Source organism: Ureibacillus sp. FSL W7-1570 (assembly GCF_038593265.1).
Lineage (GTDB): Bacteria > Bacillota > Bacilli > Bacillales_A > Planococcaceae > Ureibacillus > Ureibacillus suwonensis.
In genome coordinates this window covers 454873-473452 of record NZ_CP151979.1, presented here as the reverse complement: position 1 = coordinate 473452, position 18580 = coordinate 454873, and the positions used below count along the sequence as shown (strand labels likewise).

20 protein-coding genes and 1 riboswitch are annotated in these 18580 nt (G+C 41.1%); of the genes, 4 read left to right on the top strand and 16 right to left on the bottom strand.

Annotation, left to right across the window (positions count from 1 at the left end; genetic code table 11):
• Positions 1–151 precede the first annotated feature (151 nt).
• A complete protein-coding gene (locus tag NST13_RS02340; protein ID WP_342581305.1) occupies positions 152–1804 on the top strand; it encodes an IS1182 family transposase in 1653 nt (550 codons plus the stop codon).
• Between the two features lie 18 nt (positions 1805–1822).
• On the opposite strand, the gene NST13_RS02335 is transcribed toward NST13_RS02340, so the two are convergent.
• Positions 1823–2455 (bottom strand): dienelactone hydrolase family protein, encoded by a 633-nt coding sequence (locus NST13_RS02335; protein WP_342469596.1) that lies wholly within the window; start codon positions 2453–2455, stop codon positions 1823–1825.
• Positions 2456–2742: 287 nt separating this feature from the next.
• Between NST13_RS02335 and NST13_RS02330 the strand changes: the two genes are divergently transcribed.
• Entirely contained in the window at positions 2743–3357 is a 615-nt protein-coding gene (locus NST13_RS02330) for a hypothetical protein (protein WP_342581304.1), read from the top strand.
• A 30-nt stretch (positions 3358–3387) separates the two neighbouring features.
• On the opposite strand, the gene NST13_RS02325 is transcribed toward NST13_RS02330, so the two are convergent.
• From NST13_RS02325 to pxpB, 7 genes are all read right to left on the bottom strand, one after another.
• Positions 3388–3705, bottom strand: coding sequence for a heme oxygenase (locus tag NST13_RS02325; protein ID WP_342469598.1), 318 nt, complete (start codon positions 3703–3705; stop codon positions 3388–3390).
• 82 nt (positions 3706–3787) lie between these two features.
• Entirely contained in the window at positions 3788–4768 is a 981-nt protein-coding gene (nrdF, locus tag NST13_RS02320) for a class 1b ribonucleoside-diphosphate reductase subunit beta (protein ID WP_342581303.1), read from the bottom strand.
• On the bottom strand, positions 4756–6849 hold the full coding sequence (nrdE, locus tag NST13_RS02315) for a class 1b ribonucleoside-diphosphate reductase subunit alpha (RefSeq protein WP_342581302.1): 2094 nt from the start codon (positions 6847–6849) through the stop codon (positions 4756–4758). Before nrdE ends, nrdF begins: the two co-directional genes overlap by 13 nt.
• Positions 6846–7217 carry a class Ib ribonucleoside-diphosphate reductase assembly flavoprotein NrdI gene (gene nrdI / locus NST13_RS02310; RefSeq protein WP_342469599.1) on the bottom strand — a complete coding sequence of 124 codons (372 nt, stop codon included), beginning with the start codon at positions 7215–7217 and terminating at the stop codon, positions 6846–6848. The genes nrdE and nrdI overlap by 4 nt, the downstream gene beginning before the upstream one ends.
• On the bottom strand, positions 7214–7444 hold the full coding sequence (locus NST13_RS02305; protein ID WP_342581301.1) for a glutaredoxin: 231 nt from the start codon (positions 7442–7444) through the stop codon (positions 7214–7216). Before NST13_RS02305 ends, nrdI begins: the two co-directional genes overlap by 4 nt.
• A 134-nt stretch (positions 7445–7578) precedes the next feature.
• A riboswitch (cobalamin riboswitch) is annotated at positions 7579–7765 on the bottom strand.
• A 66-nt stretch (positions 7766–7831) separates the two neighbouring features.
• Positions 7832–8776 carry a biotin-dependent carboxyltransferase family protein gene (locus NST13_RS02300; RefSeq protein ID WP_342581300.1) on the bottom strand — a complete coding sequence of 315 codons (945 nt, stop codon included), beginning with the start codon at positions 8774–8776 and terminating at the stop codon, positions 7832–7834.
• Complete coding sequence (pxpB, locus tag NST13_RS02295) at positions 8773–9486, bottom strand: 5-oxoprolinase subunit PxpB (RefSeq protein WP_342469602.1); 714 nt, start codon at positions 9484–9486, stop codon at positions 8773–8775. Before pxpB ends, NST13_RS02300 begins: the two co-directional genes overlap by 4 nt.
• A 122-nt stretch (positions 9487–9608) precedes the next feature.
• On the opposite strand from pxpB, the gene pxpA reads away from it, so the two are divergent.
• Positions 9609–10367 carry a 5-oxoprolinase subunit PxpA gene (gene pxpA, locus NST13_RS02290; RefSeq protein WP_342469603.1) on the top strand — a complete coding sequence of 253 codons (759 nt, stop codon included), beginning with the start codon at positions 9609–9611 and terminating at the stop codon, positions 10365–10367.
• 78 nt (positions 10368–10445) lie between these two features.
• Here the strand turns inward: pxpA and NST13_RS02285 are convergent, their stop codons facing one another.
• Together NST13_RS02285 and NST13_RS02280 are read right to left on the bottom strand one after the other, a co-directional pair.
• Positions 10446–10622 (bottom strand): YezD family protein, encoded by a 177-nt coding sequence (locus NST13_RS02285; protein WP_342469604.1) that lies wholly within the window; start codon positions 10620–10622, stop codon positions 10446–10448.
• Positions 10623–10899: 277 nt separating this feature from the next.
• A complete protein-coding gene (locus NST13_RS02280) occupies positions 10900–11793 on the bottom strand; it encodes a TauD/TfdA family dioxygenase (RefSeq protein WP_342581299.1) in 894 nt (297 codons plus the stop codon).
• Positions 11794–12293: 500 nt separating this feature from the next.
• Here NST13_RS02280 and NST13_RS02275 point away from each other — a divergent pair, with 500 nt between their 5' ends.
• Positions 12294–12698, top strand: a complete 405-nt coding sequence (locus tag NST13_RS02275) for a DoxX family protein (protein ID WP_342469606.1) — start codon at positions 12294–12296, stop codon at positions 12696–12698.
• Positions 12699–12748: 50 nt separating this feature from the next.
• Here the strand turns inward: NST13_RS02275 and rbsB are convergent, their stop codons facing one another.
• Genes rbsB through NST13_RS02245 form a run of 6 tightly spaced genes read right to left on the bottom strand, consistent with a single transcriptional unit; the run spans position 12749 to position 18382 of the window.
• Positions 12749–13678 carry a ribose ABC transporter substrate-binding protein RbsB gene (gene rbsB, locus NST13_RS02270; protein ID WP_342581298.1) on the bottom strand — a complete coding sequence of 310 codons (930 nt, stop codon included), beginning with the start codon at positions 13676–13678 and terminating at the stop codon, positions 12749–12751.
• Positions 13679–13693: 15 nt separating this feature from the next.
• Positions 13694–14608 (bottom strand): ribose ABC transporter permease, encoded by a 915-nt coding sequence (gene rbsC / locus NST13_RS02265; protein ID WP_342581807.1) that lies wholly within the window; start codon positions 14606–14608, stop codon positions 13694–13696.
• 13 nt (positions 14609–14621) lie between these two features.
• Positions 14622–16109, bottom strand: coding sequence for a sugar ABC transporter ATP-binding protein (locus tag NST13_RS02260; protein WP_342581297.1), 1488 nt, complete (start codon positions 16107–16109; stop codon positions 14622–14624).
• A 28-nt stretch (positions 16110–16137) separates the two neighbouring features.
• On the bottom strand, positions 16138–16527 hold the full coding sequence (gene rbsD / locus NST13_RS02255; protein WP_342581296.1) for a D-ribose pyranase: 390 nt from the start codon (positions 16525–16527) through the stop codon (positions 16138–16140).
• Positions 16524–17405, bottom strand: a complete 882-nt coding sequence (rbsK, locus tag NST13_RS02250) for a ribokinase (RefSeq protein ID WP_342469610.1) — start codon at positions 17403–17405, stop codon at positions 16524–16526. Before rbsK ends, rbsD begins: the two co-directional genes overlap by 4 nt.
• Entirely contained in the window at positions 17402–18382 is a 981-nt protein-coding gene (locus NST13_RS02245) for a LacI family DNA-binding transcriptional regulator (RefSeq protein WP_342581295.1), read from the bottom strand. Before NST13_RS02245 ends, rbsK begins: the two co-directional genes overlap by 4 nt.
• Positions 18383–18580: the final 198 nt, after the last annotated feature.

The following is an 18580-nucleotide window of genomic DNA, read 5'->3' as shown; positions in this document are numbered from 1 at the left end:
GCTGGGACAAAACCCCCTCTAAAATGGAAACAGCCCATGAAATTTTGGAATGAAATTTCATGGGCTGTTTTTCATTTTTTCAATAAAAAATAAGGACCTCTTCTGTTAAAATTAAGTTAGCACACAAAACCTAACAGAAAGAAGGGTCCTTATGTTCAAATATTATAACATGAATCAATTAGTTTTGCCTCTAGATTTAGAAATAAAATTACAAGAAAATGATATTGCCTTCCACATTCACCATTTAGTTGAAAGTATTCCAGATGAAGCCTTCCAGCCGTTTCTTCGAAATACAGGTTGTCCTGCTTATCATCCACGCATGATGCTAAAAATTATTTTGTGTGCCTATTCGCAGTCTGTCTTTTCAGGTCGAAAAATTGAAGCGCTATTAAAGGACAGTATACGAATGATGTGGTTGGCACAAGGATATGAACCAAGTTATCGGACGATCAATCGTTTTCGTGTGCATCCGGAAGTAAAAGAATTAATTCGTCAATGTTTTGTCCAATTCCGTTGCCAACTGGTGGAAGAAAAGTTAATCGATCAAGAAGCCATTTTTATCGATGGTACGAAGATTGAAGCGAATGCCAATAAATTTACTTTCGTATGGAAGAAATCCATTGAAAAATACAACCAAAGCTTAATTGAAAAATCCAATCAGCTCTACAACGAACTGTTAGAGAAGGAAATCATCCCTGAAATGGAGCGGGAAAATGAGGGAGAACTGTCCGTTGAAGAACTCGCTCAAATGGTGCAACAAGTCGATGAAGTGATTACGGAATATGACCAAAAGATAGAAGCATCGCCCGATGCCACAGAACGAAAAGCATTAAGAAGCGAACGGAAATATCCGAAGCGAGTGTACAAACAGTTGATTGACTTGATTTTACGTAAACAAAAGTATCAAAAAGACTTCGAAATCTTGGGTGAACGGAATAGTTATTCCAAAACAGACTTAGATGCGACGTTCATGCGAATGAAAGACGACTATATGAAAAACGGTCAATTGAAGGCTGGATACAACGTACAAATCGCAACAGAAGGTCAATACGCACTAGCTTATAGCATCTTTCCAAATCCTACTGATACACGTACATTGATTCCGTTCTTGAATGAGATTGAGAAGCATTATTTTCCATTGCCAAAATATATTGTCGCAGATGCTGGTTATGGTAGTGAACAAAACTATGAAGACATCCTTTCGAATCGAAAATGTGAGGCACTCATTCCATATACCATGTATGAGAAAGAACAAAAGAAGAAATATAAACAAAATCCATTTCATCCAGACAATTGGATGTACGACGAAGAAAGTGATACCTACATTTGTCCAAATCAGCAGCGAGTAACCTTCCGTTATCGTTCTGTACGTACAGATAAGACTGGTTTCAAACGAGAATTGAAAATCTATGAATGTGAAAACTGTTCAGGATGTCCATTTCGTTCATCATGCACAAAAGCAAAGGAAGGCAATCACCGAAAGGTCATGGTGAATGAAAAATGGGAACAACAAAAAGAATATGTAAGAGCGAAGCTTTCAGAAGAAAAAGCTGGTTCTATTTTCCGTCAACGTAAAATAGACGTAGAACCAGTTTTTGGATTCTTGAAGGCTAATTTGCGTTTCACTCGATTTTCCGTTCGAGGAAAATCGAAAGTGGAAAATGAAATGGGCATTGCCTTAATGGCCGTGAATTTACGAAAATACACGGCCAACAAAGATCAACTAACCAAAAATAATGGGGATAAATGGAAAAAGGAGAATTTGAGTTGGCTCAAATTCTCCTTTTTCCTATCTAGAAGCTAGTTTTGTCCCAGCCTCTAATTATATTTGTTCAAGAATAAAATGAATAAAATCATTCATGTTTTCGGGTGAAACCCCATGGCCCACAGGATATGTTTTATAGACCACCTTTGCCCCATATTCCTCAAAAAACGCTTTGCTTTTTTCACTCCAAACGATTGGGTAGTCATAATCATATTCCCCGTGGGAAATGAAAATTTTCGTCTCCGTCATATTCTGTTTATAATATTGATCTTTGACAAAGTCCGGCAAATATCCGGACAATGCAGCACATGCTTTAATCCGGTTCCCCATTGCCACACATAAAGTTTGTGCGATCACAGCACCTTGATTAAAACCTGCCACAAAAATTTTCTCCGGATCCAATTGATATTCGTCGATCGCTTGCAAAATAAAATCTTTGGTGACGGCCACCACTTTATCGAAAATTTCCTGTACCGGCTTTCCTTCTTCCTCAAACGTATAAAAGGCGTAACCGGGATCATGGGTGATCGGACCTCTTAAACTGAAAACATGGCAAACCTCCTGAATGCCCCCGATAATTTGCAGCAAATCCTCCTCATCACTGCCCAATCCATGGAACAAAAAGATCGCTGGACTTTGTTTACTTTCCACTTTAGGTTCGATATGTTTAAAAGTAAATACTGATTGCATTTTATTTCCTCCCGACTTATATCCTACTATACAACTATATTTTCTTTATTTTATGAAAACATATTATTTTTGCATTAATTTTGTTGATAACCCTTTTTAAGTTTTACTAGAAATCAATGATAATATTTCAAAAAATGTCGATAAAATGTATCTTTTTTATTATTTTTAAAAAATTTGTCTATTATTTGAAAATTAATTTGGTAAACTAAGATTAGAAGGATTTTATCAATTATCCTTCAACCACTTTCGGGGAAAATTTTACCGATTTTCATAGTAAAGGGGTGTCAATGTTGTATAGGGAAATTACAGTAGATCGCAGCTTATTATATATCGAGCAATATCATATCGACAATTTTAATAACCTGGCAAAAAAGTATAATCAATGCAATCATCTTGTAAAAGAGGGAGCACTTAATATCATAGATGCATGGATTATCGCCTTTAATATTTGGCTTTTATTACTTCCCGATAAATATAACATCATTCACTCAGCCGAAAAAACCCTATACTACTCCTCGAATTTCGTCATACTAAATGCACTTCAAGAAAATGTTCATTTTAATCAATTAAAAGCTCGAGAAAATCGCCCCGAATTATTATATTATATCATTTCTCTTTTACTGGCTACAGGTTTAAATAAATGGATTTTGCAAGTGATGACAAAATACGATTTAACCCATATGATTGAACGGAATAAACGACGGATCTACTTTGATGCGCATTTAGGGTCGGAGGAAGATCTCCAAGCCTTTTTGGAGGATCAATCAAAATTCGTGAAAGCGGCTGTAAAAGAGTTAAATTCCACAAATTCCTTTGATAAAATGATAAAACGTGCCATTGATGAAGCCTACAAAATTTTTAATGAATATCGGAATAAATCAAAAGAGCCATCCACTTCCTGAAGATGGCTCTTTTATTTGGTTATTATTATATTAATTGTTTTCCAATGTGGAAGCGACTTCCGCAATCACCACAATATTGTCGATTGTAGGACTCTCTTCGCTTCCGCCTGCAGGACGTTTATGCGCTTCTTTGAATGAATCGCTCTCTCTCCATGCCTGGAAGTCTTCCAGTGTATCCCAATACATGACTACACTCATTTCATCATAATCTTCAAATTGGGTGCTCACCAATACTTCCACTTTCTTGAAACCTTTGAATGTCAATAATGGGCCAGGTTGTGTAAATCGTGGAGCCATTTTTTTCGCAAATCCTTTTTTAACTTTGATGCGATTTGTCACTGTATACATAAAAACAAACCCCTTTTTCTATTGAGAATAATTATCATTTACATTATTAACATAGTTTAATGGAATACGCAATCCGTCCCTTTTATTCATTTGCCAAAAAATCAAAACGGAATGTATCATCCGTGATCGGTTCCACTTTTGCCAATGCATACGTGGAACCTTTTTGGGAAAAGAAATCGTATGTGGATCCTTCATTTCGGATTCCGTTCATTACAATGGGGTTGATTTCCTCCTCCGGAAACATGGTATCCAAGCCCAAATTCATCAACGCTTTATTGCCGTTATAGCGAATGTACGCCTTCACTTCATCCTCCAGGCCGGTTCCCCTGTATATTTCATCTGTGTATTGCAATTCATTGTCGTACAATTCCAGCAGTAATTCATAACCCCATTGTTTTAATGATTCTTGCTGTTCTTTCGTAAATTGGTTGAATAGATTTTGGGCAAAGATTCCGACAGCCACTCCATGAATCGATTCATCTCTCAATATGAGGGATATCACCTCTGCGCTGTTTCGCAAAATCCCTTGTCCGCCCAGATAGAGCGGATAGAAAAATCCGGAATAGAACAGGAAGGATTCGAGCATGACAGAGGCAAACATGGCTTTCCATAAACTCACCGGATCATGTTCTTGAATGGCTTGATAAATTTCCGCAATTTTTTGCGCTTTATACTGCAAATGTCCATTTTCTTTCACCCATTGAAAAATTTCTTCGATTTCGTCTTTGTTGCAAAGGGTTGTAAATATATAGGAATAGGATTTGGCATGGATGGCTTCAAAAGCGCCAAACACCGTCAATACCGCTTTCACTTGCAAATCCGGCACATGCCTTGCTATTTCATTCATACCGATATTGGTTTGGATGGTATCAAGCAGCGTGAGGCCTCCAAAAACCTTTTTATACGTTTCCTGATGCCCAAAAGTTTTCCATTGCGGTATATCTTTTGACACGGCGATTTCTTCCGGGAACCACATTTGCTTCCATTGCTGATCCCAAAATACTTTGGCAAGGCCATTGGTCGGCTGATTCCAATTCACCGCTTCATAAGTTAAATGGTGCATGCTACACATTCCTCCAATTTTTGTAGTCGTTGGCGCACATAATAGACCGTTTTGATGCCGCGTATCCAGGCATAAATATACACTTTGGCGAGTCTTTCCGTCGTCCACTGGTCCGTAACATAAACGGTCATGGAAATGCCCTGATCCACATGTTTTTGTGCCGCCACATATAAATCAATCATTTTATACGGATCCAGGTCATAAGCTTCCACATAAGTTTCCTGATTTTCGTTGTTCAGGAATGGCATTGGATAAATCGTGCGGCTATCCGCATAATCCCGAATTTCCACTCTTTCCGTAATGGGGGCGATGGAAGCGGTGCAGGAACGGATATATGAGATGGAACCCGTTGGCGCAATCGCCAGTCGATAAGCATTGAATAGCCCGTATTTCATGACATCTTCTTTCAATTTTATCCACATATCCCGGGTGATGATCGGCACGTTTCCCAAGGCTCTTTTCACCGCTCCAACCGGTTCTTTGTCCGTCTTATGGATGTAATTTTCAAAATAGTTGCCGTTTGCATATTCGCTCTCTTCAAACCCAAAAAAAGTTTCTCCCTTTTCTTTCGCCATTTGCATGGATGATTTCAATGAATAATAGTTCAATGCTTCCATGAAATAATCGATGAATTCGATGGACTCCTTTGAACCGTACCGAATATTTTGGGAAACGAGATGGCCGTGCAAATTCATCACGCCCAGTCCGACCGAATGCATCAACCGATTCGCCTTTCTGACAGAAGGCACATTTTTGATATTGGTCATGAGGGACACTTGCGTAAGCAGCCGCATTGCCGTATCAACCAGCTCTTCAAAACGGTGAAACTTCGTCGCATGGTGAATATCCAACGAACCAAGATTGCAAGATACATCCAATCCGTATTCATTCGGCTCATCTTTGTCATGAATGACGCTTGTCCGCTGCAATTGCAAAATTTCCGTGCAAAGATTGGACATCTTCACTCTTCCCAATTGTTTTAAAGGATGACGCTTATTGACGTTGTCATCGAAAATTTCAAATGGATAACCGGATTCGAATTGGCTTTTCTTAATTTCTGTATATAATTTTCGTGCATTGATCCATTTCAACTTTCGGATATTCGGGTTATTGAGCAGTTCCCCATACATTTCCGTCATGCTGATTTCGGACATTCTTTTTCCGTATTCCCGATAAATGTCATAAGGGCTGAAAAGGGCCATCTCTTCATCCTTTTTCATCAGCTCAAAGAAAATATCAGGTACAATGACGCCCGTTGATAAAGTTTGCAACCGGATTTTTTCATCGGCATTCGGCTTTTTGGAAGAAATAAATTCTTCAATATCCCCGTGGAAGATATTCAAATAGGCAACGCCCGAGCCATTCCGTTGGCCCAATTGATTGGAGTAGGCAAAAGCGTTTTCCAACAGTTTGGCAACGGGCATGACCCCGCTTGCCCGATTGGCGATTCCTTTGATTGGATCCCCCAAAGGCCTCAAATCCGTCAAATTGACCCCCACTCCTCCGCCAAGTCTTGAGAGTTCCAGACAATATCCAATGTTTTCGGCAATGCTGTTCATCGAATCATCCATCGACAATTTGAAACAGCTAACCAATTCACCCCGCGCTTTTTTCCCGCTGTTCAGGGCAGTTGGCGTCGCCGGTTGAAAAGCTTCCATGATGGCACGGATCGCCTTTTCCGCCATTTGTTCATTTCCATCCGCCAGATAAAGGGCAATAATGCTCATACGATCTTCATAAGTTTCTAAAATTTCCTTTCCATCCCGGCTTTTCATTGCGTAGCTGTCATAAAATTTTTTAGCGCTCATAAACGTTTGGAAACGGAACCGGTAGGCATAGGCGATTTCAAATATTTGCCGGATAAAGTCCATGGAATACTTTTTCAAGAAAGCTTCCTCATAATAACCTTCTTCTATTAAATAACGAACCTTTTCTTCTATGCCCAAAAACTGGCGCATGCGGGGATGAATATACTCGAAGAAAAATTGACGGGTGGCCTGCCGATCTTTCTCCAAGTCGATGCGGCCCGTTTGCCGATAGTGATTCAACACTTCATTATTGAGCATTAAATATGTTTTCATCTGAAAATCCCCCCTTGTATCGTTCTTTTATAAAACTCCATAATGGCGTGATAATTTTTTTGAAATCCCCTTAATTCAATCTTTTCAACAATCGGGATGCCATAAGTTTCACTGATCACATCTGCAGAACGGCAAAAATAAGAATGACCAAAATTGGAATTCCCGCTTGCCACCACTCCTTTGCAAAGGTGGGCATTATTTTTTAAAAACCCTTCTACAATTGGTGGCACTTCCCCAATTCCATCGGTATAAGTGCACAACAAAAAGGGTTCGTCCAATATCAGCCCTTCTTGAATTTCAATGTTCGGCAATCCTAATTGATGAACGATAAACCGCACATTTCCGGTTCTTGAGGCATAAGCGATCATACCTTCATCATGCCGATGATTTTTTTGGCTTCTTCCATGTCATCCATCAGCTCACCGTCAATTTCCATAACCGGGACAGTAAAGAATCCGGCTTTCAATAATCTTTCTTTCGCTTCTTCATTGGAATCAACGTTTATTTCCTCATATTCTCTTTCGAAACCCAGTTTCTTTAACTCAAATTTCATCAACATGCACTTTGGACAAACTTTTTTGGAATATAACTTCATATCCTTTCTCCTTTCCATCAATTCAATGACAAAAAAATAAGCCATACCCTTTTTCGGGTAAGGCTTTGAAATGGAAACAATCAGGCGCTAAGAAATGGACCTTTTGCTTCCATTTCTTAGCCCCCGAAGAAATGAGCAATTTCCGTTTATCAGGCAGGTCTCCTGGCTCATGCATCATCCTACAAGTTCCCTTCCCATGCCATTGGCACAGTGGATTTGAACTTTTCGTCAGCAATTACAGTTGCGGGGACAGCATCAGATTTTCACTGATTTCCCTTTTAATCTACTATATATAGTAGAACCTGATAAACAAATATACTATATATTGTGTTGTCGTGTAACATTGTAACATGCAGATTTGTTAAATACAAGTGGAATTGGAAAAACTTAATGTTTAAGCATGATTTCCAATCGTCTTAATGCTTTTTCCTGCTGAATGTACAACTTTTGGGCCTCTTCCAAAGAAATGAGTTGAAAGCGTATTTTCGAAAAGGGTTGAAGTTGGGCGAGTTTCGGCAAATCAACGGAAACCACTTGAGCCAATTTAGGATAACCGCCCGTCGTCTGACAATCCGCCATTAAGATAATGGGCTGCCCGCTTGGAGGCACTTGGACGGTTCCAAAGGTGACTGCCTCTGATAATAATTGGATAGGTTCTTTCGTAATTAGTGGACTATCCCCCATTAAACGGTAACCCATGCGATCCGCATCTTTCGAAATCGTAAAGATGCAATTGATGAAGGCATTCCTGCTTTTTTCCGCAAATCGATCATATTCCGTCCCTTTTACCACCCGAATTTCCGCATCCCGACTCTTAATCAACCAATTTCCCGGAAGAATCCCCCACTTTCCTTTTTGCACTGGCTTCGATTCCGGAATTGGAAGTTCGTCTCCTTTTTGCAAAGGGCGGCCTTTAAATCCTCCTATCCCGGCACGGATATAAGTGCTGTAACTATTTAATACTTTCTTGACTTGAATTCCACCTTTGATGTGCAAATAGCCCCTTGCTCCATCTTTGCAGGAGCCCAGCTTTAAAATGCTGCCCTTTTCGGCAAAAACCGGCTTCCACATCCGGCATGGTTTCTCATTCAAGAGCGGATGAAAATTGGCCCCTGTCAAACAAAACACCGCATCACAATTAAATTTCACCGTCGGACCGATTAAAGTGAATTCCAGTGCCGCAGAAGGCGCTTGCTGTAACAGCATTTCGCCCATGCGATAAGAGAGGGTATCCATTGCCCCTCCAACAATGACGCCATACTGCTGAAAACCCCTTCTTCCTGAATCTTGGATCGTCGTTAAAAGACCCGGTTTCAGTATTGTCATCGTCATGACCTTTCACCTTCTAATTCCATAAACTCTTTTTCAGTAATGGGGACAAAACGGATCCGGTCTCCTGCCCGCAATAACGTTGGCGGGTTTTGATCCGGAAGAAACAATTTTAATGGGGTGCGGCCAATGATTTGCCACCCTCCAGGTGTTTCAAGGGGGTAAATCCCTGTTTGCTTTCCGGCAATCCCTACAGAACCGGCCGGGATTTTCAATCGGGGTGTTTCTTTGCGGGGAGTTGCGATTCTTTCATCCATCCCGCCCAAAAAAGGAAATCCGGGTGCAAAGCCCAACATGTAGACAAGATAATCGTTTTTTGTATGTATCTCAATGACTTCTTTTTCAGACAAATGGTGAATTCGGGCAATTTCCGTTAAATCCGGGCCATAGATTCCTCCGTAACAGACAGGGATTTCAACCAATCTGTTTTTTTCCTTTGGCAAATCAATCTCTTTTTGTAACAGCCTTTGAAGCCGGGAGACCACTTTTTCGTACGGGGAGCGCCCTTCAATATCCCATTGATCCACTGCCATTACATCATAATAAACACAAACATTCGTATAACTTGGTACAACCTCTATCAGACCATCGAAGGGCTCCTTTTCAAGAAGGGAAAGAAATTTTTTTATTGATAAATGGATCTCTTCTGAAATGGCATTTCCGAAATAGACCAATACAGCACTTTCCCCCAGTGGTTTAAATTGTACGGCCATGTTTGCTACTTTCCTCCAATTTGTATCAATATTAAAGGAATTATATCAAAAGCACATTTTTTATGATATATTTTTCCATAAATCCATTGAGTATCTGGAATAATAAATTGGAGGTTATTGATGTGAACCGGGTCGATTTGAATTGTGATATCGGAGAGGATTTTGGAAGATACACGCTCGCCAACCAAAAAGAAATTTTACAATATGTTTCTTCAGCGAATATCGCCTGCGGTTTTCATGCGGGGGATCCATCCGTCATGAGGGAAACGGTGAAAGTGGCTCTGGATCATGGAGTGAAAATCGGGGCCCATCCGGGATTGCCGGATTTATTGGGATTCGGAAGAAGGGAAATGGCCATCACTTATCAAGAAGCTTATGATATGGTGGTCTATCAAATTGGCGCATTACAGGCTTTTTTAACGATTGAAGGAGAAAAAATGCAGCATGTGAAGCCCCACGGCGCCCTTTATAATATGGCGGCAAAAGATCCTGAAATTGCGGAGGCCATCGCAAAAGCGGTATATGACGTTTCTCCCGATTTGATCTTATTCGGCCTTGCATCGAGCGAATTAACAAAAGCGGGTGAAAAAATCGGACTTCGGACTGCCCACGAAGTATTTGCTGACCGTACTTATCAAAAGGATGGCACGTTAACATCCCGAAAACAGCCCGATGCAATGATTACCGACCAAAATGAAGCCGTTCAACAAGTGATCAGAATGGTGAAAGAAGGAAAAGTAAAATCCCGCCAAGGCGTGGATGTGCTTTTACGGGCGGATACCGTTTGTATTCATGGTGATGGTGAACATGCCGTGGATTTTGCAAGATTTATCAAAGGGGAATTGCTGAAAAATGGAATTGAAGTGAAGGCTTTCATATAAAATTACACTTTGGATTCAATGAAACTTAAACAATATGAAAGGCTGCCCAATCATGATTTCCACTGGGCAGCCTTCCTTTTAACGGGCAACTTTTGTTAATACTCTTTCCACCGATGCCCGGTCGAATCGCTGTTTTTTAGTGACATCCAGTTGGACAATTTCGCCATTGTGTACTGTAATTGATAAGTTGCCGTAATCTATATTATTTAATTGTTTAATGATTTGTTTTAACACGTCTTCTTTTAATTTAGCCATACCACCACTTCTTTCTTTTTATTCTTATTGAAATACTAAGGATAAGGTCGAAAAAAATGAATCAGTTCCCAAAACGTGTAAAACTTCTTCCTGCTTAGATTATATGCCGGGAAAAGGAATGTTATCACCTGTAAGCATAGGGATCAATGATAACTTTGCCACTGTGTCAATGCACTTTTCAGGTGGCAACCCAGGATCAAATCCGCCAGTTGCTCTTCCCCGCCAATTAATAATAACGCCATAGCTAAATCTTCTTCATCTAAAGTGAATTATTACCTTATTTTTTTCTAATTAATGAACTTTCTTCCCCATTCACATTTTTCGGAGTATTTTTGGAAACCGTCACACGGCGGACGATGCGGCGTTCATCGTAATCGGCGACTGCATAATGCTGGGATGCCAGGTTATCCCAAATGACAAGATCCCCTTTTTGCCAATTCCAGCGAACTGTGTTTTCCGGGCGAGTCACATAGCTTTGCAAGATTTCATAAAGCGCCGCTGATTGTGACGTTGAATAACCTTCGAATTGGCGGACGAAATGACCAAGCAACAAATGTTTCTTGCCGTTTTCAGGATGCAAGATTACCACCGGATGGCGTGTTTCATATTCGATTCTCGCAAATACACTCCGATGCTTTTCAATATACTCTCTTGCTTTTTCTTTTGATTGGTTTACATATGCTAAAGCAGCATAGTCGAATTTATTGGAATGGATTGCCCATAATTTTTCCGCCAATTCTTGCAATTCTTCAGGCAAATCAGTATAGGCCGTATGGGTATTCGCCCAGATCGTATCTCCGCCCACGGATGGAATTTCCACACCGCGCAAGATGGAATAACGGGGCACTTCAGGAACGAATGTCACATCTGTATGCCAAGAGTTGGCTTTCCCCCCATATTGGGAATCCAACTCAAGAATTGCTGCTGTGTTTTCCTTCACCGGCACTGTTGGATGGGCGAACAATTCACCAAAACGTTTTGCAAACTCCTCATGTGTAGCATCATCCAAATGTTCTTGACCACGGAAGAATAGCACCAAATGCTCACTTAAAGCTTCCTTGATTTGTGATAAAGTCTCCCCATCAATATCCGGCGTCAACTTCACCCCATGCACCTCTGCCCCGATGCGGCCCGCTTTTTTCACGATTTCAATTTTTGATTTTGTTGCCATCAAAATCACCCTCCGTTTTTATATTATTATTCTTATAAGATAACTTGGTTTATAAATAATAATTAACTTATTACCAAAATTTTAGAATGAATCCATCATGCCCTTCATCTGCATCCAAAAGTTTTGCTTCAAGCAAACATTCTGAAAAGCGACGATGGAAAGCAAAAGAGGTTTAACAATTTCAGCATCATAATCCGCTAAAATGTTAAACCTCTTTTGGAAAAGTCGGTTCGAATATTTGGTTGATAACAATTTACAATCCTGAGAAACATTTGTCAATAGTTTTCCGATAAAAAAACTTTGTTTTTTTATTTTGTTTCCAATTCTAAACCCAACCATTCGGCATTTGACAAACCCTCATTTGGTTTATGATGCAATTTTCCTGTTTATTGGAGAAGCACTTTATACTCAGGATACGGCTGATTAGAAAATTCAGGGCAACAGTGTTATATGTGGACGAGCGATAATATGATAGTAAAAAAAGTAGAAAGGGGATTGTGTTGAGGCAAAGTGAAATTGGAGGTTTTATTCTCCGGCTTGTATTGGGGGCCACTTTCATCATGCACGGTTTGGCAAAATGGCAGGAAGGGATTCCGACGGTGGCGGAACGATTTGCCAACTACAATTTGCCGTATGCAGAACTATTGGCTTACGGCGTAACCGGTCTTGAAACGATCGGCGGAATCTTTCTCATCATCGGGTTTTCCATTCGCTTTTTCGCATTTCTTTTTGTGCTGCTTATGGCGGGGGCCATTGCAACCGTGAAATATGACGCCGGTTTCCTTCATGGATATGAATTGGATGTCGCTTTGATGGCCATGGCCGCTTATCTTCTGTTTGCCAGCAATCGTTTCCTTGCCCTTGACAACTTCATCGTGGAAGAGAAAAAGAAAAAAAATAAATGAAAAAAAAGGTAGAACACGAGCTCGCGCCACTATGTTCTACCTTTCATCCTTTATTTTTTAGTCACCAATTCAAGTTCAACCGGTACAAACTCTTCCACTTTTTCACCGTTCAAATATTTCACGGCCGTTTCAATGGCAGTTTTCCCAATTTCTTCAGGTTTTTGGGCAACACTTGCAGCCATTTTTCCTTCATCAATTTTCTTCAATGCGTCATCTGTCGCATCAAAGCCGATGACAACAATCTCTTTGCCGGCAGCTGAAATCGCTTCAAGGGCACCTAAAGCCATTTCATCATTTTGAGCAAATACCGCTTCAATATCAGGATGGGCTTGTAGCATGTTTTCCATTACAGATAATCCTTCGCTGCGGTTAAAGTTGGCTGGCTGGCTTGAAACAAGATCCACTTTTCCTTCCACCGCTTTAAGGAAACCTTCTCCGCGGTCACGGGCAGCAGATGAACCTGGAACGCCTTCAAGCATTGCCACTTTGGCACCTTCACCTACCAATTCCAACAAATATTCCCCTGCAAGTTTGCCGCCTTCCACATTGTCAGAGGCGATGTGGGCAACCACTTCACCGCTGTCTGCTGAACGGTCCACCGTAATGACCGGAATTCCTGCGGCATTGGCAGATTCCACGGCAGATCCAGCCGCAGAAGAGTCTACCGGGTTGATTAATAATAAATCAATGCCTTGCTGGATTAAGTCTTCCACGTCGGAAGCCTGTTTGGACGCATCATCTTGCGCATCGACAATCACTAAATCCACGCCTTTTTCTTTGCTGACCGCTTTTGCACCATCGCTAAGAGTGACGAAGAATGGGTTATTTAATGTGGAAATGGAAAAACCAATTTTGTAAGAACCTTCTTCTTTTGTTCCTTTTGCCGCATCATCCTTTTTTTCCAATGAAGAATCCATCGAACAGGCGGATAACACTAGCATTGCAATCACAACGAAAAATAAAAGCTTCATGTTTTTCATCATAAACACTCCTTTTTAGTCTTTTTTTCGGTCTAAAAGTACTGCGAGCAGTATGACAATCCCTTTTACGACTTGTTGCCAGAAAGAAGATACGCCAATCAAGTTCATACCATTATTGAGAACCCCAATAATCAATGCACCGATTAACGTGCCGAAAATCCAACCTTTCCCGCCATTCAGGCTTGTCCCGCCTAATACAACGGCCGCAATGGCATCCAATTCATAGGACTCGCCCGCCGTTGGTTGAGCAGAATTCAAGCGGGAAGTTAAAATTAATGCGGATAACGCAGCAAGGAATCCGGAAATGGCATACACTGCGATTTTCACTCTGTCGGCATTAATGCCGGATAATTTTGCCGCTTCTTCATTTCCGCCAACCGCATAGACCCGGCGGCCAAATGTCGTTTTGTGCAAAATGAAAGCGAGAATGGCGAAAGAAACGATAGTTGTGATCACCGGAATAGGGACACCTAAGAAATAGCCTTTCCCAAATAATTGAAATGATGCATGGTCTCCCAAACCGGAAATCGGTTTACCGTTTGTATATACAAGCGTCAATCCCCGGTAAATTGTCATTGTTGCCAAAGTCGCAATAAATGGGGCCACTTTTCCTTTTGTAATAATCACCCCGTTGAAAGCTCCCAACACAAGTCCAAGGATTAACGCAACCCCCATGGAAACGATTGGGTCCGTTCCGCCTGCCAATAAACTGGCAGCAACAGCCCCCGTCAATGCAAGCGTGGAACCTACGGATAAATCGATTCCCCCTGTGAGAATGACAAAGGTCATCCCAAAGGCGATGATGGCACTGATGGAAACTTGTCTCAACACGTTAAAAATATTGGAAATCGTTAAAAAACTGGGATTCATGATGCTTACGACGATAATTAAAAGAATTAAACCGATTAACGGTCCCAGTTTCGATATCATTTCTTTTGACGACTTAGTCAACTTGCTCACCTCCAGTAGCAAAATGCATAATTCTTTCCTGGGTCATTTCTTCTTTTGAAACTTGGCCCGTTATTTTCCCTTCATGCATGACAAGGACACGGTCCGCCATGCCAATGATTTCCGGCAATTCGGATGAAATCATTAAAATCGCTACACCAGCCTGTGCCAGATCATTAATAATCTGGTAAATCTCTTTTTTCGCACCGATATCGACGCCGCGGGTCGGCTCGTCCAAAATCAATACTTCCGGCTCAGTGCCAAGCCACTTCGCAAGCACAACCTTCTGTTGATTTCCTCCACTTAACGATTTCGCACTTTGCTTTGGACTGGAAGTGCGGATTTTCAACTGTTGAATATATTGGTTGACAAGGGAAGTCTCCTTCTCTTTGTTCACCACACCCGAAGAAGATACTTTTTTCAGGTTGGCAAGGGACACATTTTCCTGGATGGAAAAATCAAGAACCAATCCTTTTGTTTTTCGGTCCTCGGTCACATAGCCGATTTTGTGTTTCATTGCATCAATCGGCGTTTTAATGGAAACTTTTTTTTCATCAATCAAAATGTCGCCACCGTGGGCTCTTCTGTAGCCGAAAATGGTTTCAGCCACTTCGGTTCTTCCAGCGCCCATCAGTCCTGCCATACCGACCACTTCGCCTTTGCGGACGTTGAATGAAACATTTTCAAACAAACCTTTGACCGTCAAGTTTTGAACTTCCAGCTTAACGTCGCCAATTTCCGCTTTTCGTTCAGGGAACCGTTCCCCAAGTTCCCTTCCAACCATCATGGCCACAATTTCATCAAAGTTTGTCTCCGGTATATTCCGTTCCCCTACATATTGACCATCCCGCAAAATCGTGATCCGGTCACAGATGGAGAAAATTTCTTCCATTCGATGGGAAATATAAACGAAGGAAATTCCTTTGGCTTTTAATTCCCGAATGGTTTCAAACAATGTTCGGATTTCCCGATCCGTCAAAGCGGCAGTCGGTTCGTCCATGATGATATACTTGGCATTGCTTGCAATCGCTTTTGCAATTTCTATGATTTGTTGCTTCCCAACGGAAAGATCTCCGGCCCTCGTTTTCGGATGGATATCCAAACCCAATTTGGCAAGCAATTCCTGGGCTTCCTGATCCATTTCTTTATTTTTCAAAATCCCAAACCCGAATGTTTTTTCTTTCCCCAAAAACAGGTTTTCTGCAACAGTCAAATCAGGCAATATATTTAATTCCTGATGGATGATGACAATTCCATGTTTTTCTGCATCCTTTGGGGATTTAAAGTGCACCGGTTGTCCATCCACCTTGATTTCACCAGCATCATTTGAATGGATGCCGCCCAAAATTTTCATTAATGTCGATTTGCCGGCACCGTTTTCACCCATCAACGCATGGATTTCGCCATCTTTTAAATTAAACTGAACATTTTTTAATACGGCATTGCCGTTAAACGCTTTTGAAATGCCTGTCATTTCAATCATTTCATCACCTACTTTTGGAAGGAATCAATTAAAAAATCACACCGCATTGCAAAATGACATTGGCATAAGGCGTCGTTTCGCCAGTGCGTATGATGAATTTCGCTTTTTCTGTCAACCGTTTGAATTCCTCATGGGGAACATAAGAAATATTTGGAAGTGCTTTCATTAATTCATTTGAAAGCCCTCTATTCTCCATTTGGATTTCATCCGCAAGTACCGCACTTTCGACCACCAAATCATCAAGCACTACTTCCAAGATGGAAAGGAAACCCGGTTCCCCCAATTTATAAGATAAATCGATGCAAGGCACGCCATCCGGTATCGGCAAACCGCAATCGGCGATGACGATCCGGTCGGTATGTCCCAATTTGGCAAACCGGCCGGCCAATTCTCTATTTAAAATTCCATGTTTTTTCAACGTTCATGTCCTCCTAAGCGTGCTAATACTTCATCCAACTTTGGCATGCCGCCTTGGGCCCCAAACTTTTCCACGGAAAGGGATGCGGCAATATTGGCAAATTGTACCGCTTCTTCGATGGTATTTCCGCTGCAAATCGCATGGGCAAAAGCGCCATTGAACGTATCCCCTGCTCCCGTTGTATCAACGGCATCCGTTTTATATCCGGAGATTCGCACAATTTTTTTGCCATCGTAAAATGCCGCGCCTTCACTGCCCAATGTGACAATGATTTTATTCGGATGCTCTTTTAATACCGTTTCCCAATCGGCACCAAAGATGAATTCACATTCTGTTTCATTGGGTGTCAAATAAGTGATTTGATCCATCCATTCTTTCCTGAAGTTTTTCGCTGGCGCCGGATTCAACAAAACGGGGATGTGCTTTTCCTGACAAATTGTCAACACATGTTCAATCGTTTCTACCGGAATTTCCAATTGCATCATCACCAGTTGACTTTCCAGAATGTGATGAATATGTTCATCAATGATTTCTTTGCTTAAATCATAATTCGCCCCAGGTATGACGATGATGCGATTATCGCGATTATGTAACAAGATATTGGCAATTCCGGTTGAATTCGTTGTTGTTACCACTCCGGACACATCGACTTTTTCATTTTTCAGATTGTCGTAAAGTTCTTTCCCAAAACTGTCATTTCCAACTGCTCCAATCATGCGTACCCGGCTGCCCAGTCTTGCTGCCGCAACGGCCTGGTTTGCCCCTTTGCCGCCTGGAATTGTTGAAAACCGTTTCCCTTGCACCGTTTCACCTTGTCTTGGGAAAATATCCGTTTCGACAGCTAAATCCATATTGATGCTTCCGACTACAGTTATCATTGTTTGAACTCCTTTCGGGTCGTTTCACGCACAACCAATTCCGGATTAATCAAAATATTTTTTTCCTCCAAGCTTTTTCCTTCAATTTCATTGATCAGCAATTCTGTTGCTGTTTCCCCCAATTGGTAAATTTTTTGTGCCACCGTTGTTAAACTCGGCGTAGTATAATTTCCAAGCTGTATGCCGTCAAAACCAATGATTTGCAATTCATCCGGCACTTTTTTCCCCAATTTTTCGCAGGCTTTCAGCGCACCGATCGCCGAAACATCACTGCTCCCAAAAATTCCATCGACGCTAGGATGTTTCTGCAAAAATTCATATGTTATGTTTTCTGCATCATGCAATTCATAAGGACTATCGACAACATGTATTTTTATATTTTTTCCCTCAACGGCTTTTAAAAAACCTTCCAGCCTTTCTTCGGATGAAGTCAATTGATTCGGCCCTTTTAAAATGAGCAGTTCAGATGCTCCGCACTCCAGCATAAAACGGCCCGCCAATTCGGCCCCAAGCTTATTGTTTGTCGTTACAGATGGAATATCCGTTTTTGGGGCACGGTCCAATGCAACAATCGGAATATCCGTTTCCCTGCTGATTCCTTCATCGGTGGAAGTGATGATGATGCCTGCCACATATTCTTGTGTCAGCACTTTCAAATAATGTTTTTCTTTTAAAGGGTCTTCATCCGAATTGCATAATATGACGGTATAGCCGAATCGGTAAGCGGTATCTTCAACCGCGCGGGCAAGTTCCGGGAAGAATGGGTTTTTGATATCCGGAATGATTAATCCAATCAAATTTGATTTTTTGGTTGAAAGTGTCCGCGCCACATTATTTGGGACGAAATTCAACTCTTTGATTGCCCGCTCGATCGCTTCTTTTGATTTTTTTCCGACATACCCATTTTGGTTGATGTATCTGGAAACAGTTGCAACAGAAACATTGGCCCTTCTTGCTACATCATGGATTGTTGCCATCTAATCACCCGCCGCAAATTGTGGTACCGGTTACACATTTGGGCTAATGAAATATGTAATCGGTTACATATTCTTACTCCGAAAAAATGTGTAATCGGTTACACATTACTAATAGTATTTCTTTCATTCAAGTGGTGAAATAATCTTTTATAGTATGTCACTTTTCATCCATTTAGGCTATACCAATTATGACAGTTC